Source organism: Rathayibacter sp. SD072, assembly GCF_017355185.1.
Taxonomy (GTDB): domain Bacteria; phylum Actinomycetota; class Actinomycetes; order Actinomycetales; family Microbacteriaceae; genus Rathayibacter.
Genome location: NZ_JADILJ010000016.1, coordinates 38,170 through 59,878, shown reverse-complemented (window position 1 = coordinate 59,878; position 21,709 = coordinate 38,170). Strand labels below are relative to the sequence as shown.

The window sequence follows — 21,709 nt, the reverse complement described above, 5'->3', positions numbered from 1 at the left end:
AGCACTACTTCTCCTCCGCGGGGTTTACGAGAAGGAGAAGCAGGGTACGAGAAGGACGTGACCGACCCGATGCACCGCAGCGATCCGCGCGGCACCGCCGAGCTCGAGCGGACCCCGCGACTGCGCGGGATCCTCTTCGACCGCGATGCCACGCTCGTCGTCGACGTGCCCTACAACGGCGACCCCGCGCGGGTCGAGCCGATGCCCACCGCCCTCGACGCCGTCGAGCGCGCGCGCGAGGCGGGGCTGGCGATCGGAGTGGTCACCAACCAGTCCGGCATCGCCCGCGGCATCATCGACCGCGGCCAGGCCGAGGCCGTCAACCGCCGGGTCGACGAGCTCTTCGGCGGCTTCGACGTCTGGATGCTCTGCCCGCACGGCCCCGAGGACGGCTGCGACTGCCGCAAGCCCGCTCCCGGCATGGTGCTCGGCGCCGCCGAGGCGCTCGGGCTGCCGGCCGACTCCCTCGCCGTCATCGGCGACATCGGCGCCGATGTGGGCGCCGCCGCGAACGCCGGCGCGCGCGGCGTGCTGGTCCCGACCCCGATCACCCGGGTTGAGGAGGTGGCGGCCGCGACGCTGCGTGCCGACACGCTCCTCGAGGCCGTCGAGCTGCTCCTGGCCATGCAGCCCGACGAGGGGGACACGGCATGACCCGCCGCGTCCTCGTCGCCCGCCTGGACAGCGCGGGCGACGTGCTCCTCTGCGGCCCCGCCGTCCGCGCGATCGCCGCCGACGCCGAGGTGCTGCTGCTCGCAGGCCCCCAGGGGGCGCCCGCCGCGGCGCTGCTGCCCGGCCCGACGAGCGTCCGCACCTGGTGGTGCCCGTGGATCGGCGACGCGTCGCGACCGGTCGACGGCGCGCTGGTGGAGGAGCTGAACGCGATCGTCGAGGAGTTCGCCCCCGACGAGGCCGTGATCCTCACCTCCTTCCACCAGTCCCCGCTGCCGCTCGCGCTGCTGCTGCGCCTGGCGGGCGTCGAGCGGATCAGCGGCGCCTCCGTCGACTTCGCGGGCGCCCTGCTCGACGTGCGGCTCGTGCCGGGCGAGACCCTCGAGGAGGACCAGCCCGAGCCGGAGCGCGCGCTCGCCATCGCGGCGGCGGCCGGCTTCGTGCTGCCCGAGGGCGACGACGGACGGCTGTGCGTGCGCCGCGAGGGCGTCCTGCCCGCCGCGCTCGAGGGAGTCGGCCCCTACGTGGTCGTGCACCCCGGAGCGGCGGTGCCCGCGCGCGCCTGGCCCGCGGCGAACGCGGCGCGAGCCGTCGAGCTCCTCGCCGCCGCGGGCGTCGCCGTCGCGGTCACGGGAGGACCCGGCGAGCGCGCGCTCACTGCCGAAGTGGCCGGCACCCGCGGCATCGATCTGGGCGGCGCGACCGACTTCGCCGGCGCCGCCGAGGTGCTCGCCCGCGCCGAGGTCGTCGTCAGCGGCAACACCGGCCCGGCGCACCTCGCCGCCGCCGTCGGCACTCCGGTCGTCAGCCTCTTCTCGCCCGTCGTCCCCGCGATCCGCTGGGCGCCCTACGGCGTGCCCGTGGAGCTCCTCGGCGATCAGGGCGCCGCATGCGCCGGCTCCCGCGCCCGGGTCTGCCCGGTGCCCGGCCACCCCTGTCTGGCGGGGGTGAGCGCCGAGGAGGCGGTCGCCGCCGTCCTGCGACTCCGCGCCCTCGGGCGCTCCACCACGACCACGACGGAGGCGATGGCATGAGGATCCTCCTCTGGCACGTGCACGGCGGCTGGGCGGACGCGTTCGTCCGCGGCGACCACGAGTACCTGCTCCCCACCACGGACGCCCGCGACGGCTGGGGCCTGGGCACCGGCGGACGCGACTGGCCGAACGCGATCGAGATCGCACCCGAGGACCTGCGCGACGCCGACGTCGACGTCGTCGTGCTGCAGCGTCCCGAGGAGCTCGCCGAGGCCGAGCGGCTGCTCGGCCGGCTCCTCGGCCACGACGTGCCCGCCGTGTACGTCGAGCACAACACCCCGCGCGGGGACGCGCCGACCAGCCGGCACCCGCTCGCCGACCGCGACGACCTCCTCCTGGTGCACGTCACGCACTTCAATGCGCTGATGTGGGACACGGGCTCGACGGCCACCACGGTGATCGAGCACGGGATCCACGACCCGGGGCCCCTCTACACGGGCGAGCTCGCGCACTTCGGCGTCGTGGTCAACGAGCCGGTGCGCCGCAACCGCGTCACCGGCACCGATCTGCTGCCCCGCTTCGCCGAGGTCGCCCCGCTGGACGTCTTCGGGATGAAGACCGAGGGCCTGGCCGAGCTGCCGGGCTTCCCGGAGGGCCGGCTCGACGTGCTCGGCGACGTGCGCACGGGCGAGATGCACGCGCAGCTCGCCCGCCGCCGCGTCTACCTGCACCCCTTCCGCTGGACCTCGCTCGGCCTGGCGCTGCTCGAGGCGATGCACCTGGGCATGCCGGTCGTCGCACTCGAGACGACCGAGGCGGGCCGCGCGATCCCCGCCGGCGCCGGTGCCGTCTCCAACGACCTCGACGAGCTGGCCGCCGCCGCGCGCGAGCTGATCGAGGATCCGGGCCGGGCCGCCGCCGCCGGGGCGATCGCCCGCGAGAGCGTCCTCGAGCGCTACGGACTCGCCCGGTTCCACCGGGACTGGGACGAGGTCCTCTCCGATCGTCCGCGCCGCACCGGCCGGACGCTCACCGCCGCAGGGATCCGAGGAGGGAGCACCCGATGACGCACACCACCACCACCCGACCGCTCGCGATCGCGATGGTCTCCGAGCACGCCAGCCCGCTGGCGACGCTCGGCGGCGTCGATGCGGGCGGCCAGAACGTGCACGTCGCCGCCCTCGCCGACGCGCTCGCCCGCCGCGGTCACCGCGTGACCGTCTACACCCGGCGCGACGACCCCTCCCTCCCCCGGCGCGTCCCCTTCACCTCAGGGGTCGAGGTCGTGCACATCGACGCCGGGCCGGCCGCCAAGGTGTCCAAGGACGAGCTGCTCCCCTTCATGGGCGACTTCGCCGTCGACCTCGCGAACGACTGGCTCGACTCGCGCCCGGATCTCGTGCACAGCCACTTCTGGATGTCCGGGGTCGCCGCGCTCGACGCGTCCGAGCGCGTGGAGCGCGCGACGGGCCGCCGCGTGCCCGTCTTCCACACCTTCCACGCACTCGGAGTCGTCAAGCGCCGCCAGCAGGGCGCGCAGGACACGAGCCCCGAGGAGCGCGCCTGGCTGGAGCCGGGGGTCGGCCAGAAGGCGGACGGCATCGTGGCGACCTGCTCCGACGAGGCCTTCGAGCTCAAGGGGCTCGGCGTGCCGACGAGCAGCATCTCGGTCGTGCCGTGCGGAGTGGACCTGGAGCGCTTCTCCCCCGACGGCCCCGTCGCCGAGAAGACCCGCCCGATCCGGCTCATGAGCATCGGGCGGCTCGTGCCCCGCAAGGGCATGGGCCACGCGATCGAGGCGCTCGCGCGTCTGGTGCAGGACGGCCACGACGCGGAGCTCGTCATCGTCGGCGGCTCCGGCTCGGGCGACGCCCTCGCGGCCGATCCCGAGTACCAGCGCCTGCACGGCGTGGCGGAGGGCCTCGGAGTCGCCGACCGCGTCCACCTCGTGGGGCAGCTGTCGCAGACCGAGATGCCGGCGATGCTCCGCTCGGCCGACATCGTCGTCTGCGCGCCGTGGTACGAGCCGTTCGGCATCGTGCCGCTGGAGGCGATGGCGTGCGGCCGACCGGTCGTGGCGTCCTCCGTCGGCGGGCTCATCGACACGGTCGTCGAGGACGTGACCGGGGTGCACGTGCCGCCGCGCGATCCGCAGGCCCTCGCCTCGGCCCTCTCGGCGCTGATCGCCGACCCCGAGCGCGCCCGCGCGTACGGCGCCGCCGGCCGCGAGCGCGTCGAGTCGCGCTACTCCTGGGACCGCGTCGCAGCGGACACCGAGCGCGCCTACCGCACCACTCTCGCCGGACTCGGCGACGGGGAGGCCGTCCTGACCGGCGCCCCCCGCACCTCCCACTCCTCGAAGACCCGGAAGGCGGCCCCCCGACGATGAGCATCGACACCGTGCTGGACACCCCGACGGACGCCGCCCGGCGGATCGTCGACGACCACATCGCCCGCTCGCTCGACGTCGTCGCGCAGCTGGAGCGGCACTCCGAGCAGATCGTCGCCTGGGGCGTCGAGCTCGCCGACCGCCTGCACTCGGGCGCGCGGCTGCTCGCGGCGGGCAACGGCGGCTCGGCGGCCGAGGCCCAGCACCTGACGGCCGAGCTGGTCGGCCGCTTCGACGGCGACCGGATCCCCTTCTCGGCGATCTCGCTGCACGCCGAGACCTCGAGCCTGACGGCGATCGGCAACGACTACGGATTCGACCACGTCTTCGCGCGCCAGGTCACGGCCCACGCGCGCAGCGGCGACGTCGTCGTGCTGCTCTCGACCAGCGGACGCAGCGCCAACCTGCTCCACGCGGCCGAGGCCGCCCGCGCGGCGGGAGCCCGCACCTGGGCGCTGACCGGCGACGGGCCCAACCCGCTGACCGACGCGTGCGACGAGGCGATCGCGCTCGAGGGCCACGGCGCGAACGTGCAGGAGGCGCAGCTCGTGCTCGTGCACGCGCTCTGCCGGGCCTTCGAGCACCGCATCCGCGTCCGCACGGGAGCCTCCGCGTGAGCGCGCGCCTGCGGATCGCCGTCGTCGGCGACGTGATGCTCGACGTCGACCTCTCGGGGCCGGCCGAGCGGCTGAGCCCCGACGCGCCGGTGCCCGTCGTCGACGTCTCGACCCGCGGCGTGCGCGCCGGCGGTGCCGGACTCGTCGCGCGGATGCTCGCCCGCGACGGGCACGACGTCACCCTGGTGACGGCCCTGGCCGACGACACCGACGCCGACGTGGCCGAGTTGCGCGGGGCCCTCGACGGGATCCGCCTGGTCACGGGTCCCTCCGGAGCGCCGACGCCCGTCAAGACCCGCGTGGCCGCCTCCGGACAGGCCGTCGTGCGGTTCGACCGCGGATGCGAGCGCCCGCCGGTCCCCACCGTCACCGACGGGATGCTCGAGGCGCTCCAGGGCGCGGACGCCGTCGTCGTCACCGACTACGGCCGCCGCCTGACCGAGGACGAGTCGCTCCGCGCGGCTCTCGACGCTCTCGCGGTCCCCCTGGTGTGGGATCCGCACCCGCGCGGCACCGCTCCCGTCGCGGGCACGACGCTCGCGACTCCGAACCTCGCCGAGGCGACCGGGTTCTCGGGCGCGAGCGGACGCGGCGTCACCCTCGCCGAGACGGCCGCCACCACCCTGCTCGAGCGCTGGGGCTGCGGGGCCGTCGCGGTGACCATGGGCGGCAGCGGGGCTCTGGTGCGCTCGCGCGGCGCCGGTGTGCCCGTGGTGGTCCCGGCCGCCTCCGTGCCGCCGACCGATCCGTGCGGAGCGGGCGACCGCTTCGCTGCGTCGGCCGCCGTGGCCCTCGCGGGCGGAGCGACCCCCTCCCAGGCCGTGGGCGCGGCCGTCGCGGACGCGGGTGCCTACCTCCTCGCGGGAGGCGTCGCCTCGCTCGCCGCGCCGACCGACACCGCCGTGCTGCACAGCGCCGGAGTCGACGCGCTGCGCGTCGCCGAGGCCGTCCGCGGCGCGGGCGGCACGGTCGTCGCGACCGGCGGCTGCTTCGACCTGCTGCACGCGGGCCACGCCCGCACGCTCTCGGCCGCACGGGCGCTGGGCGACTGCCTGATCGTCTGCCTCAACTCGGACGACTCGGTGCGCCGCCTCAAGGGGGCGTCGCGGCCGATCATCCCCGAGGACGACAGGGTCGACCTGCTGCTCGCGCTCGAGTGCGTCGACGCGGTGCTCGTCTTCGGCGAGGACACCCCCGACGAGGCGCTGCGCCGCATCCGCCCCGACGTCTGGGTGAAGGGCGGCGACTACTCCGCCGAGTCCCTGCCCGAGACCGCGACCGTCGCCGAATGGGGCGGGCGCGTGCTCACCGTGCCGTACCACGCGGGCCGCTCGACCACCCACCTCGCCGCGGCGCTCGCCCGCGTCGGCTGATCTCTCCACTCCCGCCCCGCGACGGCGAGCCATCCGCGACCCGTCGCACCGTCACCCAGAAGGACATCATGAGTCTCACCCCCACCCCCATCGGCCGCGTCCTGATCACCGGAGGCGCCTCGGGCCTCGGCGCCGCCGTCGCGGCCGCCGTCACCGCCGCGGGCGGCACCCCGATCGTGCTCGACCGCGACGTCTCGAACGTGGCGGAGGGCGTCGCCGCCTACCAGGTGGACGTCGCGAAGACCCGCGAGGCCGAGAAGGCCGTCGTCGAGATCGCCCGCGAGCACGGCGGACTCGACGCCGTCGTCACCGCCGCCGGCATCGACCGCTGCGGCCGCCTCGTCGACGTCGACCCGCAGGAGTGGGAGCGCGTGATCTCGGTCAACCTCCTCGGCACCGCCGCGGTGGTCCGGGCGGCGCTGCCGTTCCTCACCGAGACGCACGGCCGCGTCGTCACCGTCGCCTCGTCGCTCGCGATCAAGGCCGTCTCGGACGCGACCGCGTACTGCGCGTCGAAGTTCGGCGTGCTCGGCTTCACCCGCGCCCTCGCCGCCGAGACCAAGGGCGAGATCGGCGTCACGACGCTCATCCCCTCCGGCATGAAGACGCGCTTCTTCGACGACCGCGATGCGCAGTACAAGCCGGGCCCCGACGCTCTGCTCAACGAGCCCGAGAACGTGGCGAACGCCGTCATGTTCGTCCTCGGTCAGCCGCAGGGCTGCGAGGTGCGCGAGCTCGTCATCACGCACGAGGAGGAGCCGTCCTGGCCGTGAGCCTCCTGATCCCCTAGGGGGTCTGCGCGAGGTGCCACTCCGGTCTGCGACACGCCGTCGCGGGGGTACCGGAGTGGCCTCTCGCGTCTCAGCGGGTGGCGGCGAGGACCTCGCGCACGTCCTCCAGCACGGCCTCGATCCGCACGTCCGCGACGAAGGACGGGTCGTGCTCGCAGCGCGGAGCCGTCCAGCCGACCTGCGTCGCGTCGCGACCGCAGACGGGGCACGCCGTGGTCCAGCTGAGCTGCACGCGGTGGCGCTGCCGACCCAGCGGTGCGGCGTTGATGGCGTTGCCCACCCAGAAGACGCCGACGGTGGGGGCGCCGACCGCGGCCGCGAGGTGGCGGGGTCCGCTGTCGTTGCCGAGCACGAGATCGGCGAGCGAGAGCAGCGGAGCGAGGTCGCGCAGCTCCACGCGCCCGGCCCACGACTCGGCACCGGGGGCGGCTGCGACGATCGCGTCGGCCGCGGGCACGTCGGAGTCGTCTCCGACGACGAGGACGCGCGCTCCGTCCTCGAGCAGGGCCCGGGCCACCGCGGCGAACGACTCCGACGGCCAGCGGCGGCGCGGATCGGTCGCTCCCGGGTGGATCAGCACGAGCGGGCCGTCGCCGCCCAGCACGGCGGCGAGCCGGTCGCGCCGCTCGACGTCGACGTGGAGCTCGGGCTCGAGCCGCACGGCCCCAGCGCCCGCGAGGCCGACGACCTCGAGCGCGCGCAGCATCTCGTGCTGGTAGTAGACGTAGGGGATCGTGCGCTCCAGCTCGGCGGCGTCGGGCGTGCGGCAGCCGACGGTGTGCCGGGCGCCGAGCCGCGAGAGGAACGGGTTGGAGTAGCGTCCGCCGCCGTGCAGCTGCACGGCGAGGTCGAAGGATCGCGCGCGCATGCGGGCGGTGAAGTCCTCGACGACCCGCGCATCCTCGCCCTCGCCGTCCCGGACGCCCTGGGCGACGGGGAGGACCTCGACGTCCGCCACGGGCGACACTCCGCCCTCGAGCAGGACCTTGTGCGCGGGAGTACCGAGGAGGGTGATCGTGGCGCCGGGGTAGGCGGCGGCCAGCGCATCCACGGCGGGCAGCGCGAACAGCAGGTCGCCGAGACCGCCGCCGCGCAGCACGGCGATCCTCTCGACTCCGTCGAAACGCTCTCGGAGGGGGGCGATGGCGACCACGGGGTGTTCCTCTCGGTGGTGCGGAGCCGGCGGGCCGGATCCGGGGAAGGTGCACTCCTCCCCTTCCCCGTCCGGCCCGGTCCGAAACCTCCGCGATCAGGAACGGCGCCGGATGCTCAGCGGCGCGAGCCCGAGCGTCCGGCGAAGCGGGTGTAGACCAGCAGGACGATGATCGCCCCGATGATCGAGCCGATGATGCCGGCCGGCTGGAGGAAGCCGTCGCCCGCGTCCTGCCCGAAGATCAGGAAGCCGAGGAACCCGCCGACGAACGAGCCGACGATGCCGAGCACGATGGTCATCAGGATGCTGATGTTCTGGCGTCCGGGGACGACGAGTCGCGCCAGCGCTCCGGCGATGAGACCGACGACGATGATGCTGATGATGAGACCGATCACGATGGTCACCTTCCGTTGTGCGGACCGGGTCCGCGTGGGAGCCCTGCAGTCGCGGGGCCTGAGGCAACAGTTACACCCCCAGGGAGGCCTCGGTACACCCCTGGGGGTGGGGTCGGTTCCCTGCTCCGTGCGGTAGCGTCCGACCCATGTCCCGGACCGCGCCCCTCACCGTCGCGCTCGTCGACGACTACGACGTGGTGCTGACGGGCCTCGCCCACATGTTCGACCACTACCGGCACCGCGTGCTCGTCGCCGAGATCGACGCGAACGCGACCCTGTCCGACTCCATCGACATCGTGCTGTACGACTCGTTCGCGCAGCCGGAGTCGGACCACGACGAGATCGCCGGCCTCGTCCGCAACCCGCGGGCCCGCCACGTCGTCGTCTACACCTGGAACTTCGCTCCGACGCTCGTCGCCGACGCGCTCGAGCAGGGCGTGCACGGCTACCTCTCCAAGACCCTGCCCGCCCGCGACCTCGTCGCCGCCCTCGAGCGCGTCGCCGCCGGCGAGGTCGTCGTCAGCGATCCGCCGCAGCGGGCCGGAGCGGCGCCCGGCCTCGACTGGCCGGGCCGCCACGAGGGCATCACCGACCGCGAGTCCGAGATCCTGGCGCTCATCACCCAGGGCAAGAGCAACGCCGACGTCGCCGCGCTCACCTACCTCAGCCCGAACACGGTGAAGTCCTACATCCGCAGCGTCTACGGCAAGATCGGGGCGACCAGCCGCACGCAGGCCGTGCTCTGGGGCGTCGACCACGGGTTCACGCCGGACCACCACCGCATCGACCACTGGCTCGGCGGACCCTGAGCACCGGCTCGGGGTTGCCGAGCGCTCAGCGCCCCCGTCGCAGCGTCTCGAGCGGGTACTCGCCGAACCTCTTCACGTAGGCGCCGGCGAAGCGCCCCGCGTTCAGGAACCCCCACTGCGCGGCCACCGCGGCGATGGTCGTATCGGACGGCTCCGCTCGGAGCAGCTCGTCGCGGGCGCGGTCGAGGCGCACGTCGCGGAGGTAGCCCAGCGGTGTGAGCCCGAAGTGCCGTCGGAACGCGAGCTGCAGCGCCCGCGGTGTGAGCGCCGCCGCGGTCGCGATGTCGGCGAGCGAGATCGGCGACGAGGCGAACGCGTGGACGAACTCCGCGGCGCGGAGGAGGTGCGCGTTCCGGGGCCGGAGCACCTCGTCCGGCACCTGGAACGGCCGATGCGGGAACGCGGCGAGCAGGCGCAGCGCCACCGCGCGGTCGGCCTCGGCGAGCTGCAGCGCTGTCGCCCGGCCCCGCAGCAGCCGAGAGAGGTCGCCCACGGCGTCCCACCAGGCCCCGACGTCGACCGCCCGGGGCACCGCGTGATGATCGAACAGGAGCGGGGCCGCATCGGCGCCCGTCCACTCCGCAGCGAGCTCCTGGAGGAACTCCGCGTCGATGTGGACGAGCCGCTGGTCGTACTCGCCGAAGTCGAACTCGAACGGGCGCCCGGTGGGGAACACGGCGGGGCGGGCGCGCTGCAGCGGAGTCTCCTCCCGGCCGACGTCCATCACTCCGTGACCCGCGTGCAGCCACGAGACGACGTACTCCCCCTCCGGAGCGATCTCGCCGCGGATCGACCCGCGGAACGCCGAGGTCCGGATGCTCACCCGCTCGTCGCCCAGCGCGGTGTAGCGGAAGAAGAAGGAGCCGGGCTGCGGCTCGGCACGCAATCGCGAGCCGCGGTAGCCGTCCGAGTAGAAGGCGATCGCCTCGTCGACCCGACGACTCGCCCGCTCGAAGCCGCACACCGCCGGACCGGCTGCACTCATCCCACCAGTCTGCCACCCGGGTGCCGGCCCCTCGACGGCAGAACCCCGTGACTCCTGGCCCGTCCTCGAATTCCTTCGTATACTAATGGTTATGGCACGAAGGAAGAACGAGGGCCGTCCCGAGCGGACGCCGAACCCGATGAACCCCTTCGACGGCAAGCCGGGGCTCTACAACCGGATCAACCGCGCGATCTACTCCTTCACCGGGCCCGCCCACGTCGGCATCGGCCGGCCGGAGGAGCCCTACGTCGCCCCCGCGGACCCCGTCTGCCCGCTCTGCGGCCGCCCGATGGCGCTGCACGAGATCGACCGCTCGGGCGAGCGCACGCAGCTGCACTGCCCGCGCGCCTGACGGTCCGGGCCGCCCCGCCCTTCTCCTCCTTCCGGTTGCTCCTCCTCCTCGCTCCTGCTCCTCCTCCAGAAGTTGCGGTGAGCGCGCGCCGATACCGCAGCTTCTGGAGGAGCGCGCTCACCCCTCGGCCAGCCGCCGCCGGTTCACCTTCCCCGCGTCGCTGCGCACCGGCTCCCGCTGCAGCCGCAGGGCGCGCGGCGTCCGTGCGCGCCCCAGCCGCTCCCGCGCGAACGCGAGCAGCTCCTCCGCCCCGACGTCCGCCCGGTCGATGTCCACCACCGCCTCCACCGCCTGCCCCAGGTCCTCGTCCGGCACGCCGAACGCGACGGCGCCGCGCACGTCCGGGTGCTCCTCCAGCACCCGCTCGATCTCGGCCGGGTGGATGCTCACCCCGCCGCGGAGCACCAGGTCGTCGGCACGGTCGAGCACGGTCAGCCAGCCGTCGGCGTCGAGCGATCCGAGGTCGCCGAGCGTGTCCCAGCCGTCGTCGCTCCGCCGCGACTCCCCGCCGAGGTAGCGGTACGCCGGATCCGCGCCGCGCCGCATCCAGATCGCACCCGGCCGCCCCACCGGCACCGGCGCACCGTGCGCATCGAGGATGCGCACCTCCGTTCCGCCGATCGGCCGGCCGACGCTGCCGGGCCGCTCGAGCCACTCGTCACCGCGGATCATCGTCAGCCCGTTCGACTCGCTGCCCGCGTACACCTCGACCACCGTCCGGGCGCCCAGCCAGTCGATCAGCCCGCGCTTGTCCGCCGGCGGGCAGGGCGAGCCCAGGTGCAGCACCGTCTCGAGCGAGGACACGTCGGCGTCGCGGTGCCCCGGCCACCGCAGCAGCCGGTGGATCGTCGTGGGCACCAGCAGCGCCCAGGTGACCCGGTGCTCCTGGATCGCCGCGAGCACCCTCCGCTCGTCGAACCGCGGCAGGATCACGAGCCGCTGACCCGTCAGCAGCCCGCGGAAGGCGTACGTGAAGGTGGCGGAGTGGGTGAGCGGCCCCGTGACCAGCTGCACCCCCTCGCGGGGCAGGAACGCAGCGACCGGCTGCATGGGGTCCATGACGGCGGGCGCGGCGGCGAGCACGATCTTGGGGCGGCCGGTGCTGCCGGAGGAGGCGGGCGCCTTCCACGAGGACGCGGCGGCGTCCGGCAGCGGCGCGTCGGGCAGCGCCGGGTCCGCGCGGTACCCGGCCAGCACCGACGGCACTCCGTCGAACGCGAAGCCGACGGTCAGCGCCGGGCGTGCGAGCTCGGCGATCTCCGCCCGCTCGCGCGGCGAGAGGTCCCGAGACAGGGGCAGCGGAGTCGCGCCCGCCTTCCAGACCGCCGCGCACACCACGACGAACTCGGCCGTGTTGGGGAGCGAGACGGCGACGAGCGAGTCGTGCGCCACTCCGAGCGCCAGGTACGCGCGGGCGAGCCGCGTGCTCTCGGCCTCGAGCTCGCCCGCGGTGAGGGTGCGGTCGTCCGCGATCACCACGATCCGCTCCGGGTCGGCGTCGGCGAGCGCCGTCAGGCAGCGCGAGAAGGAGCGGCGCATCAGCTCGCGAGGTGCCGTCGGTAGAGGCCCTCGTGCCGCGCGGCGACGTCGCCCCAGTCGTGCGAGAAGGCGAGCGCGCGACCGTCGCGCGGCGCCGACCCGTCGAGCGCCGCCGCGAGCGCGGCCCGGATCCCCTCGACGTCCGCCCCGTAGGCCACCGCGTCCCCGAACACCTCGCGCAGCACCGGCAGATCGCGGGCGACCACCGGCACCCCCGCGGCGAGCGCCTCCATCGCCGCGAGGCCGAAGCCCTCCTTGGTCGAGACGAAGCCGAGCACCGACGCTCCGGCGACGAGCGGCGCGACGTCCTCCTCCGCCACCGTGCCCAGCACGACGGGTGCGACCCCGAGCTCGCGGGCCCGCCGCTCGAACTCCTCGCGGTAGGGCCGGTAGTCGAAGAGCGTCTCGCCCCCGCCGAACACGAGCGCCGTGCCCGGAGCCAGGCCGGCGTGCGCCTCGAGCAGGTCGATGCTGCCCTTGCGCGGCTCGATGCCGCCGAGGGCGAGCACGTACGGGCCGAGCCGTGCGCGCCACGCCAGCGCCGCCTCGCTTCCGGACGCCGCCGCGAACCGCGCCGCGTCCACTCCGTTCGGGATCACCTCCGCCTGCCGCCCCCACCCGCTCGCCACCTCGTCGGCCACCGCCTGCGAGACGCAGAGCAGCGCCGACGGTCCGATCAGGGCGCGCTCGTGGCACGCGACGAGCGCCGGAGTCGTGAACTCGTCGAGGTGGTGCACGGTGCGCAGCAGTCCGCCCGGCCCCGCGAAGCGCGCGTCGAGCGCCGCGTTCGCCGAGATGCAGTCCTGCGCGTGCACCACGTCGGCGTCGCCGCCCAGCGCCGCGGCCATCGCGGCGAGGGAGCGGACGATGCGGTCGCCGACGCTCTCCTCGTCGCGGGCCGCGAACGGCACGACCCGCACCCGCACCGCCGGATCGACGGGACGGAAGAAGGCGTCGTCGCCGCCGCGCCCGAGCGTCCAGACCGTCACGTCGTGACCGCGGCCGGCGAGCGCCTCGGCCAGGGCGAGGGTGTGCACCACCCCGCCGCGCGGCCGGGTGGAGTACGTCAGCAGCGCGATCCGCACGGGCGGGCTCCCTCTAGTCGAGTCCCGGCGCGAGGCGCACGGCCGGGTGGTAGCTGTGCTCCGCGCGGTCGCGGAGGTGGTCCATGCTGCGGCGGGCGCGCGCCACCGCGGCCGACACATCGTCGGACGCGCTCGCGAGCCCGCCCTTGGCCCAGGTCTTCGCGACGATCTCCCCCGCCGGATCGACGACCTTGGCCTGGCCGAGGAAGCGCAGCCCGCCCAGCACCCCGGTCTGGTTCGAGGACACGAGGTACACCTGGTTCTCGGCCGCCCGCGCGCAGTCGTAGAGGTCGAACAGGTGCGCCTGGCGGTCGTTGCGGATGCGGTCGGAGCGGTCGGTGACGCTCGCGGGCCAGGCGCTCAGGCAGCAGAGGATCTCGGCGCCGTCCAGTGCCAGCGAGCGCGCCGACTCCGGGAACGTCTTGTCGAAGTCGATCATCATGCCGATCCTCCCGACCGGGCTGTCGAACGAGCCGAAACGATCTCCGGCCGCGTAGACCTCCGACTCCCCCAGCGGCAGATGGACCTTGCGGTGCGTGCCGACGACGACTCCGCCCTGCACGCAGACGGCCGTGTTGTAGCGGCGCACCTCGCCGCCCTCGAGCGCCCGCTCGGCGATGCCGAAGCACACCGTCGTGTCGCCCGCCATCCGAGCGACGGCGGCCACCTCGGGCCCGTCCACCTCGACGGCCTGCGGCAGGTCGTCCGGTCCCGGGTGGTGCAGGTCGAGCAGGTAGCCGCCGAGCGTCGCGTCGGGGAGCACGAGCAGGTCGACGCCCCTCTCGCGGGCGCCGCCGATGATCCCGGGCAGCTTCACGAGCGTGCGCTCGAGGTCGCGGCCGAAGTGGGCCGCCACCGCGGCCATCGTGATCGTCGTCATGGTCCCCACTCCCGCCTCCCGGCCCCGCGCTCGCGGCCGGTCGGCGTCACCGTACCGCGGCGCCCGCGAACCGGGACGACGGTGCCTCCGCGCGCAGCAGCCCGGCGATGTGCTCCGCATCCCGCGCGACGGCCTCGAACCGGCCGGAGCCCCAGGTGTGCAGCCACGGCAGGCCGAGGAAGTACAGGCCGGGGACGGCCGTGGCTCCGCGTCGGTGCGTCGGGTGGCCCGAGCCGTCGAAGGCCCCGACCTGCACCCAGGAGTAGTCGGAGCGGAAGCCGACGGCCCAGATCACGCTCGTGATCCCCGCCGCCGCGAGGTCGAGCTCGTCGATCTCGCGCTCCGGGCGCCAGACGGGCGTGTACCGCGCCTCCACAGGTGCCTGCACTCCCGCGCGCTCGATGTAGGCGTCGATGTCGTTCTTGATCGACTCCGCCACCGAGTCCGCGTAGTCCAGCGACGCCTCCGCCGTCGGGGCGAAGCGCAGCACACCGCCGTCGACCTTCTGCAGCCGGCCGTAGAGCCGCATGCCGTCGCGGGCGAAGGCGCGCAGATCGATGTCGCGCCCGCCGTCGCGCCCCGTGACGTAGTGGTTCGTCGACTCCCGCTTCGAGAGCCCGCCGACCTGCGCGTGCACGGGGACGTCGTAGACGCCCATGTCCGAGAGCCAGGCGACGCAGTCGCGCCCGCGGTAGAAGCGGGCGACCCGCGGAGCCGTGCCCAGCGCCAGGTGCACCTCGCGGCCCTCGAGGAAGAGGTCCTCCGCGATCTGCGCGCCGGACTGACCCGATCCGACGACGAGCACGCCGCCGTCCGGGAGGTCCGCGGCCGAGCGGTAGTCGGCCGAGTGCAGCTGCACGACGGAGTCGGGGAGGCGCTGCGCCACGGCCGGCAGCACGGGCCGGTGGTAGCCGCCCGTCGCCACGACGACGCGGTCGGCGGTGATCGTCCCGCGCGAGGTGACGACCTCGAACCCGCCGCCCTCCCGCTCGCGCATCCGCAGCACCTCGGTGCCCTCGGCGACCGGCGCGTCGAACGACTCGGCGTAGCGGCGGACCCACGCGTGCACCGCGTCGCGCGTCATGAAGCCGTCGGGGTCGTCGCCGTCGTACGGGTACCCGGGCAGCCGGCACTGCCAGTTCGGGGTGACCAGGGTGAAGTTCCGCCAGCGCCGGTCGAGCCAGTCGTGCGCGATCGTGTCGCGCTCGATCACGAGGTGGTCCACTCCGTCGTCGGTGAGGAGGCGGCTGATCGAGAGACCCGCCTGGCCCGCTCCGATCACCGCGACCTCGACGTGCCGGCCGTTCTCGAGCGCGGTCACGACGGCACCGCCGGCGGATCCATGGCCAGCACGCGGACGTGCCCGCCGTCGAAGCGGGCGGCCGCGGCGACGATGTCCGCCTCCTGCTGCATCGCGGAGGTGCAGGCGAAGCCGAACTTCGCTCGCACGCGGTCGCTCGCGATCCGCAGCGCCTCGCTCGAGCGGCCGACGAAGTCCTCGAGCGGGTAGCTCTCGCCCGCGGCGAGGTAGTCGTGCATCACCAGGCTCGGCGAGTAGCAGCGCTCCTCGGCACCGTCGGGCCAGCGGACGGAGAAGGTCATCTCAGGCATGGACGAGGCCTCCGCTCCAGACCCGGTCGATGTCGTAGGCGTCCGGGCGACGATCGCGCAGGTGGAACATGCCGCCGCGCATCGCCTCGAACGTGCCCTGCACGTCGATCTCGGCCACCGCCATCCCGGAGCCCAGCAGCGTCGTCGCGAGGATGTTGCCTCCCGGGTCGACGATCTTCGCGTTGCCGACGTAGCGCAGCGATCCGAAGGTGCCCGACTGGTTCGACGCCATCCAGAACACCTGGTTGTCGAGCGCGCGGGCGATGTCGAACTGGTTGAACCGGTAGGTCCAGCGGTCCTCCTGCAGGTTCTCGGCGGTCGCGGTGCGCGCGGCGGGCCAGGCCGAGAGCGAGGCGATGATCTCGGCGCCGTCCAGCGCCATCGAGCGCGCCGCCTCCGGGAAGGCCTTGTCGTAGCAGATCTGCAGTCCCACCCGGCCGACCGGGGTGTCGTGCACGGCGTAGCCCGGCCCCGGCGAGTACGACAGGTGCTCGCCCAGCGGCTGGTGCACCTTGCGGTAGCTGCCGTAGATCTGCCCGCCGTCCAGCAGCGCCGCCGCGTTGTAGCGGGTCTCGCCGTCCTCGTCGAGCTCGCAGAAGCCGATCGCGACGAGGAGGTCGCCCGCGATCTCACGCACGCGGCGCAGCTCCGGCCCGTCCAGCGAGATCGCCGGCGGCATCGACCGCGTGGTGGTGCGGATCGTGTCGCCGTGGTTGCCGAGCGAGGAGAGGTAGCCGCCGATCGCGGCCTCGGGCAGTGCGAGGAACTCGACCCGCTTCTCCCTCGCCTCCTCCACGAGCGCCTGGATGAGCGCGTAGTTCTGGTCGAGGTCGCGGGTGAAGTTGGCCGCGACGGATCCCACGATCGTCATGGCGAGCGCCTAGAGGTTGTAGGTGGAGTTGATGATGGCACCCTTGCGGGCGTAGTGGATGAGGGCGTCCTGCACGTCGAGCGGGTGGCACGGGATCGTGCCCTCGATCAGGTCCTCCTCGCGGAGTCCGTGCAGCGCCATGCCGAAGCGGCAGACGAAGACGCGGTTGCCCTCCTCGATGAAGGTCTTCAGCGCGTTGTTGATGTTCTGCTCGCCGGGGAAGCCGGAGTCGCCGACCGTCGGGAAGCCGCGGGTCGCCATGGCGTTGATGGTGCCCGGGCCGTAGAAGTAGACCGCCGACTCGAAGCCCTTCCGTGCCGCGCGGGTCGCCTGCAGGATCGCGACGAAGCTGACGGAGGACTCGTGCGCGATGCCGTGCACGAGGGTGAAGTACGACTGGCCGGGCTCGGCCTGGTAGTCGGGGAACACCTTCGTCGAGCCGTAGAGGTTGCTGCCGTTCGGGAGCGACGGGTGCGCGATCTCGGAGCGGGACTTCTCGATGTTGGCGGTGATCTGGTCTTCGATGTCGGACACGGGAACCTCCGGGGTTCGTCGAGGGACTGCGCCGAGAGGCGCAGGTGCGAGGGAAGGACGACTGCGCCTCAGCGCGGTGCGATGGTGGAGTGGTGCAGTGACAGGAGAGCCGGTGATGCGGTCGTGCTGTGATGCGGGCGGTGCCGGTGTCGCTCGGGGCGGATCGGGACGAGCGGAGCGACGGGGCCGGGTCGTCGAGGACGCCTCCGGGTACCGATCAGTCAAGGCCGCCCCTGTTTCCGTGTGGTTTCGAGCGGAAGAAGCCTGCGTTACACGACAGCCGTCGCGGATGTAACAGGATCGCGTTCCGGATGTCATCGATCGGAAACACCCGGCGCCTTGGATGGGTGCTCACGGCGACGGACGTCCGCGCCGCGCACCGCTCGACTCGATCGCACCGAGGAGCCCCATGACCGACCTGCAGATGCCCCGCCTGCGCACCGCCACCGCCACCGTCCCGGATGCCGACACCGACTTCGGCGCCGGCTGCGGCTCCTCCCCGAGCGACCTGCGCACCCGCGTCGACATCGCCCTGCAGGGCATCCGCGTCGACGCCCCCGTGCACCGGGAGGCGGGAGCCGGGCCCAGCGACGACGGACACGTCGTGATCGGCGGCCTCGGTGCCGCGATCCCCGTGAATCCGCGCAGCCCCTACTCCGTCACGAACGGCCGGCTGCTGCTCGACGGCGCCGATCTGGGCCTGGACGTCGAGCCCGTGAAGCGCCCCCGGTTCTACGACCTCGAGACGGCCGACGGAGTCTCCTACGAGAAGATCGCGCGGCTGCACGGCCGCAACATCCTGGCCACCACCGTCGTGCAGACCTGCATGCGCTACGACGAGGCCGAGCGCTGCCGGTTCTGCGCCATCGAGGCGTCCCTGGCGAACGACTCCACCATCGCGGTGAAGACGCCGTCGCAGCTGGCCGAGGTCGCCGAGGCGGCCGCCCGGCTCGACGGCATCCGCCAGATGGTGATGACGACCGGCACCTCCAAGGGCCGCGACCGCGGTGCCCGGCACCTCGCCCGCTGCGTCCGCGCCGTGCTCGAGGCGGTGCCGGGCCTCCCGATCCAGGTGCAGTGCGAGCCGCCCGAGGATCTCGCGGCGCTGCAGGAGCTCAAGGACGCCGGCGCCCTCTCGATCGGCATCCACATCGAGTCGATGGACGACGACATCCGCCGCCGCTGGACCCCCGGCAAGGCCCGCGTCTCGACCGAGAAGTACAAGGAGGCGTGGGCGGAGGCCGTGCGGATCTTCGGCCGCAACCAGGTCTCGACCTACCTCCTCGTCGGCCTCGGCGAGGACCCGGACCAACTCGTCGCGAGCGCCGGCGAGCTGATCGAGATGGGCGTGTACCCGTTCGTCGTCCCGTTCCGCCCTCTGAAGGGCACGCTCGCGACGGAGGTGGACCACGTCCTCCCGCCCGCCGGCTCGCTCCTCGAGACGGTCAGCGAGCAGGTGGCCGCGCTGCTGATCGCGGCGGGCATGCTCTCCTCGGGTCAGAAGGCGGGCTGCGCCGCCTGCGGCGCGTGCGGCGTGCTGAAGACCGCCGGCGCCTGATGGAGCTGTCGATCCTCGAGGGCGTGCGGAGGATCGCTCCGGCCGCTCCGCTCTCGATCGCCGTCGCCGACGAGGCCGGGACCCTCGCCTACCGGGCCCTGCGGCGAGCGGTGTTCGTCGAGGAGCAGCAGCTGTTCGACTCCGACGACCGCGACGCCCTCGACGACGACCCGCGCACGGTCGTGCTCGTCGCCCGGCTCGGCGGCGAAGTCGTCGGCGGGGTGCGCCTGGCGCCCGCGCTCGAGCAGGACCTCGGCTGGTGGACCGGCAGCCGTCTGGTGGTCCGCCGCGACGCCCGCGGGGCCGCCGGCCTGGGCGCGGCCCTCGTGCGCGCCGCGTGCGCGGAGGCGGAGTCGCGGGGCGTGATCCGCTTCGAGGCGACCGTGCAGCGGCAGAACGAGATCCTCTTCCGCCGCCTCGGCTGGGACCGCCTCGGCACCGCCGACGTCGCGGGCCTGCCTCACGTGCGGATGCGCTGGCCGATCGACCGGTTCGACCGCCTGGCCCGCGCGGCGAAGGCCTCTCTCGGCCCGCTGCTCGAGGCCTTCGCGGGGCAGCTCGGCGGCCCCGGCTTCCGCGGCGACGACGGAGCGCCGGTCCCGGGCTCGGACCTCGTCGCCGTCTGCGACGCGATCGTCCCCTCGATGGTCGAGCGGGATCCGGAGTGGGCGGGCTGGTGCTCCGTGCTCGTGAACGTGAACGACCTCACCGCCATGGGCGCGGACCCCGTGGGCCTGCTCGACGCGGTCGGCGCCCGCGATACCGACTCCGCCGCCCGCATCCTCCGCGGTCTCCGCGACGCCGCCGAGGCCTGGGGCGTGCCGCTGCTCGGCGGTCACACCCAGCTCGGCGTGCCCGCTGCGCTGTCCGTGACCGGGCTCGGCCGCACCGCGCGTCCCGTCCCCGGGTCGGCGCCGCTGGGCCACGAGCTGAGCCTGACGGTCGATGTGAGCGGCTCGTGGCGTCCCGGGTACGCGGGAGCGCAGTGGGACTCGACCTCGTGGCGCTCCCCCGACGTCCTCCGCTCCCTCGCGGCGAGCGTCGGCGCCTGCGCTCCCGACGGCGCGAAGGACGTGAGCATGGCGGGCCTCGTCGGCACCGTGGGCATGCTCGCCGAGGCGTCCGGCGGCGGTGCCGAGATCGACGTCACCGCGGTCCCCCGCCCCGCTGCGGCCGGGGTCGCCGACTGGCTCTCCTGCTTCCCCGGCTTCGCGATGCTCACCGCCGACCCTCCGGGCCGGGGGCGGATGCGCTCGCCGCACGCCGTCACCGCCCCGATCGGCCGCCTCGTCCCGGGCGAGGGCGTCGTCCTCCGCTGGCCGGACGGCGAGACCACCCGCGCGATCGCCTCCGCAGTGACGCGCCTCGGCGCGGCCTGAGCCTTCCGGGTCGCGACCCTGCCAGAGCGGAAGTGCTAGGCGTTCGAGATTTCGGCTACACCGCGGCCTGGAATGAACATCTTATGATTGCTAACGCCTACGCCTAGGCGCTGACGCATAGTCTGAATCGTCGACTACAACCACGAGACCGCGATTGTTTGAAAGCGTCTCGGCAATAATTTCGGACAGAACGTGCGACGCGCTTCCGCGCGTCCCGATCCACGATTCCTGAACGAGGGCAACGAAGAGCCCGTTTGTAAGGTATCGATCCGCATTATCCCAAGTTATTCGAGTGCCTCCATTCTTGCCCTTCGTTTCATCTCCCGCTTGCACCAGCAAGAATAATGAGAGGGGGAAATACATGCCTTTTGAGAGCCGGTTACCGTCCGGCTTATCGACAGTGGGGTTAACCAGCTTAATGTAGAACGGTTCCGCCGACAAGCGTGCTTCAGCAACCGCCTTAGGCGGCGAATCTTGTAGATCGAGCTTTTCCATCCGCGCGATCTCTGCATTTAGTTGCTTGTCCGGACGGTATCCGACTTTGCCCACACCACGCTCGGCGGACATCCGCTTATACTGCACGAGGACAAATGCCTTAGTCTGCTCTCGGTAGTAGATGAGGTCTGTGCCTGTTACTTTCTCAAGCTCCGTCTTGTCTGCATACAGAACAGTTACGCGTTGATCCGATCGTGGATCTTCAAATCTCCACACATCGTATTGGCCGCTGTCAAGTTCAATCCAGTCCGCAAACTTTTGCGCATCCGCTCGGAGAATTGCATCTTCTCTAGTCGTTGAAGAACCCAGATTAGCAAGGAATGGCACGGTCGCATCCGTATCAGCTTCCGACGGGAGCGCCGTCCGGCTATCGATTCCGGCGATTTCGAGACCCAAAGCTACGGCGTCCCGTTGCTCACGGGCTAGGGCCGGTGAAGGTCGATTATCGGCATTTCGGGTAGCCAAAACCGCGCTCAGTTGGTCGAGGATCTGACTTGCGCCAGGGCGAAGCACCTCAATCTGCGCAAGCAGAGAGGCCCATGTTGCAGGCGGGACTATTCCATTCCAAAGTCGTGCCGACGAGAAATTATCTCGCCTCCCTGTAGTCATACGACTTTCGACCTTTGACATCTCGATCGGCGGGTCGAATGCACGAAGATTGGAAACCTCCAGCAAAATATCGAAATCGCCCGAGCGTTTCTGTTTGCGAACTAAGGCAAGTCCCATAATCTCGTCAACTTGCACCAAGAGCGCAATGCGCCACGTACGTGTCGCGCGCAGAAAGTCCCCGGGGACGTTGATGCGAACAATCTCCCCTTCAACAATTCCGTCGAAGCGCTCCCACGGTTCGCGAACATCAACAACCATTCGCTTGTCGGCAGACCCCATGTGAGGATCATACACTTAGTCATCAAACTGTATATCGCTACGTCTAGATCTCGTCATTGCAAGGAAGGTAGCGCGCCTTTGCCTTCCGTGGTCGTACTGAGAGATGAAGCTAAGGTTCTCTTGTGCTCCAGTCAGATTTGCAATTGAACTTTTCTCGTTCGCAATCGATGGCGTCATGAAAAAGGCAAAGATGTGCTAGTCGCTCCAGGAATCAGGCGAAACGCGTGATGCCTTTGGATTCCTCGGCGGAAAGAGTGGCGGAGGCCTGAGACGTTAGGGAATCAAGACCGACCCGGCGGCAGCCGGTAGTTGACATCAACGCGACAGCCGATGCGACTCGAGGAACGGCACGGTGAGGA

General features: G+C 72.5%; 22 protein-coding genes. 11 read left to right on the top strand and 11 right to left on the bottom strand.

Annotation, left to right across the window (positions count from 1 at the left end; genetic code table 11):
- Positions 1-57 precede the first annotated feature (57 nt).
- From IOC53_RS08625 to IOC53_RS08595, 7 genes are all read left to right on the top strand, one after another.
- The gene (locus tag IOC53_RS08625) at positions 58-654 is read left to right on the top strand and encodes an HAD family hydrolase (protein ID WP_307786122.1); all 597 of its coding nucleotides are present in this window, start codon (positions 58-60) and stop codon (positions 652-654) included.
- Positions 651-1,706, top strand: coding sequence for a glycosyltransferase family 9 protein (locus IOC53_RS08620; protein ID WP_207404739.1), 1,056 nt, complete (start codon positions 651-653; stop codon positions 1,704-1,706). The genes IOC53_RS08625 and IOC53_RS08620 overlap by 4 nt, the downstream gene beginning before the upstream one ends.
- Positions 1,703-2,713 carry a glycosyltransferase gene (locus tag IOC53_RS08615; protein WP_207404737.1) on the top strand — a complete coding sequence of 337 codons (1,011 nt, stop codon included), beginning with the start codon at positions 1,703-1,705 and terminating at the stop codon, positions 2,711-2,713. The genes IOC53_RS08620 and IOC53_RS08615 overlap by 4 nt, the downstream gene beginning before the upstream one ends.
- Entirely contained in the window at positions 2,710-4,035 is a 1,326-nt protein-coding gene (locus tag IOC53_RS08610) for a glycosyltransferase (protein ID WP_207404735.1), read from the top strand. The genes IOC53_RS08615 and IOC53_RS08610 overlap by 4 nt, the downstream gene beginning before the upstream one ends.
- Positions 4,032-4,652, top strand: a complete 621-nt coding sequence (locus IOC53_RS08605; protein WP_207404733.1) for an SIS domain-containing protein — start codon at positions 4,032-4,034, stop codon at positions 4,650-4,652. Before IOC53_RS08610 ends, IOC53_RS08605 begins: the two co-directional genes overlap by 4 nt.
- Before the next feature lie 8 nt (positions 4,653-4,660).
- Positions 4,661-6,025, top strand: a complete 1,365-nt coding sequence (locus tag IOC53_RS08600) for a PfkB family carbohydrate kinase (RefSeq protein ID WP_207404772.1) — start codon at positions 4,661-4,663, stop codon at positions 6,023-6,025.
- A gap of 68 nt (positions 6,026-6,093) precedes the next feature.
- A complete protein-coding gene (locus tag IOC53_RS08595) occupies positions 6,094-6,798 on the top strand; it encodes an SDR family oxidoreductase (protein WP_207404731.1) in 705 nt (234 codons plus the stop codon).
- Between the two features lie 88 nt (positions 6,799-6,886).
- Here IOC53_RS08595 and IOC53_RS08590 read toward each other — a convergent pair whose 3' ends face one another.
- Positions 6,887-7,969 (bottom strand): glycosyltransferase family 9 protein, encoded by a 1,083-nt coding sequence (locus IOC53_RS08590; protein WP_207404729.1) that lies wholly within the window; start codon positions 7,967-7,969, stop codon positions 6,887-6,889.
- Positions 7,970-8,085: 116 nt separating this feature from the next.
- Positions 8,086-8,364, bottom strand: coding sequence for a GlsB/YeaQ/YmgE family stress response membrane protein (locus IOC53_RS08585; protein WP_207404727.1), 279 nt, complete (start codon positions 8,362-8,364; stop codon positions 8,086-8,088).
- 146 nt (positions 8,365-8,510) lie between these two features.
- Here IOC53_RS08585 and IOC53_RS08580 point away from each other — a divergent pair, with 146 nt between their 5' ends.
- Positions 8,511-9,173 (top strand): response regulator transcription factor, encoded by a 663-nt coding sequence (locus tag IOC53_RS08580; protein ID WP_207404725.1) that lies wholly within the window; start codon positions 8,511-8,513, stop codon positions 9,171-9,173.
- Between the two features lie 25 nt (positions 9,174-9,198).
- Here the strand turns inward: IOC53_RS08580 and IOC53_RS08575 are convergent, their stop codons facing one another.
- Entirely contained in the window at positions 9,199-10,158 is a 960-nt protein-coding gene (locus tag IOC53_RS08575; RefSeq protein ID WP_207404723.1) for an AraC family transcriptional regulator, read from the bottom strand.
- Between the two features lie 91 nt (positions 10,159-10,249).
- Between IOC53_RS08575 and IOC53_RS08570 the strand changes: the two genes are divergently transcribed.
- Positions 10,250-10,510 (top strand): hypothetical protein, encoded by a 261-nt coding sequence (locus IOC53_RS08570; RefSeq protein WP_242683101.1) that lies wholly within the window; start codon positions 10,250-10,252, stop codon positions 10,508-10,510.
- Positions 10,511-10,627: 117 nt separating this feature from the next.
- Here IOC53_RS08570 and IOC53_RS08565 read toward each other — a convergent pair whose 3' ends face one another.
- From IOC53_RS08565 to IOC53_RS19450, 7 genes are read right to left on the bottom strand one after another with little or no spacing between them, the layout of a single operon-like run.
- Positions 10,628-12,049 (bottom strand): AMP-binding protein, encoded by a 1,422-nt coding sequence (locus tag IOC53_RS08565; protein ID WP_207404721.1) that lies wholly within the window; start codon positions 12,047-12,049, stop codon positions 10,628-10,630.
- Entirely contained in the window at positions 12,049-13,134 is a 1,086-nt protein-coding gene (locus IOC53_RS08560; protein ID WP_207404719.1) for an MSMEG_0565 family glycosyltransferase, read from the bottom strand. Before IOC53_RS08560 ends, IOC53_RS08565 begins: the two co-directional genes overlap by 1 nt.
- 13 nt (positions 13,135-13,147) lie before the next feature.
- On the bottom strand, positions 13,148-14,014 hold the full coding sequence (locus tag IOC53_RS08555; protein ID WP_242683100.1) for a carbon-nitrogen hydrolase family protein: 867 nt from the start codon (positions 14,012-14,014) through the stop codon (positions 13,148-13,150).
- Between the two features lie 46 nt (positions 14,015-14,060).
- Positions 14,061-15,335 carry an MSMEG_0569 family flavin-dependent oxidoreductase gene (locus IOC53_RS08550; protein WP_207404717.1) on the bottom strand — a complete coding sequence of 425 codons (1,275 nt, stop codon included), beginning with the start codon at positions 15,333-15,335 and terminating at the stop codon, positions 14,061-14,063.
- Entirely contained in the window at positions 15,332-15,625 is a 294-nt protein-coding gene (locus IOC53_RS08545; RefSeq protein WP_207404715.1) for an MSMEG_0570 family nitrogen starvation response protein, read from the bottom strand. The genes IOC53_RS08550 and IOC53_RS08545 overlap by 4 nt, the downstream gene beginning before the upstream one ends.
- Complete coding sequence (locus IOC53_RS08540) at positions 15,618-16,496, bottom strand: carbon-nitrogen hydrolase family protein (protein ID WP_207404713.1); 879 nt, start codon at positions 16,494-16,496, stop codon at positions 15,618-15,620. The genes IOC53_RS08545 and IOC53_RS08540 overlap by 8 nt, the downstream gene beginning before the upstream one ends.
- 9 nt (positions 16,497-16,505) lie before the next feature.
- Positions 16,506-17,030, bottom strand: coding sequence for an MSMEG_0572/Sll0783 family nitrogen starvation response protein (locus IOC53_RS19450; RefSeq protein WP_056867650.1), 525 nt, complete (start codon positions 17,028-17,030; stop codon positions 16,506-16,508).
- 409 nt (positions 17,031-17,439) lie between these two features.
- Between IOC53_RS19450 and IOC53_RS08530 the strand changes: the two genes are divergently transcribed.
- Together IOC53_RS08530 and IOC53_RS08525 are read left to right on the top strand one after the other, a co-directional pair.
- Positions 17,440-18,588 (top strand): MSMEG_0568 family radical SAM protein, encoded by a 1,149-nt coding sequence (locus IOC53_RS08530; protein ID WP_242683099.1) that lies wholly within the window; start codon positions 17,440-17,442, stop codon positions 18,586-18,588.
- Positions 18,588-19,967 carry an MSMEG_0567/sll0787 family protein gene (locus tag IOC53_RS08525; RefSeq protein ID WP_207404709.1) on the top strand — a complete coding sequence of 460 codons (1,380 nt, stop codon included), beginning with the start codon at positions 18,588-18,590 and terminating at the stop codon, positions 19,965-19,967. Before IOC53_RS08530 ends, IOC53_RS08525 begins: the two co-directional genes overlap by 1 nt.
- Positions 19,968-20,057: 90 nt before the next feature.
- On the opposite strand, the gene IOC53_RS08520 is transcribed toward IOC53_RS08525, so the two are convergent.
- Positions 20,058-21,350: a hypothetical protein gene (locus IOC53_RS08520; RefSeq protein WP_207404707.1), complete on the bottom strand. Its 1,293-nt coding sequence runs from the start codon at positions 21,348-21,350 to the stop codon at positions 20,058-20,060.
- Positions 21,351-21,709: the final 359 nt, after the last annotated feature.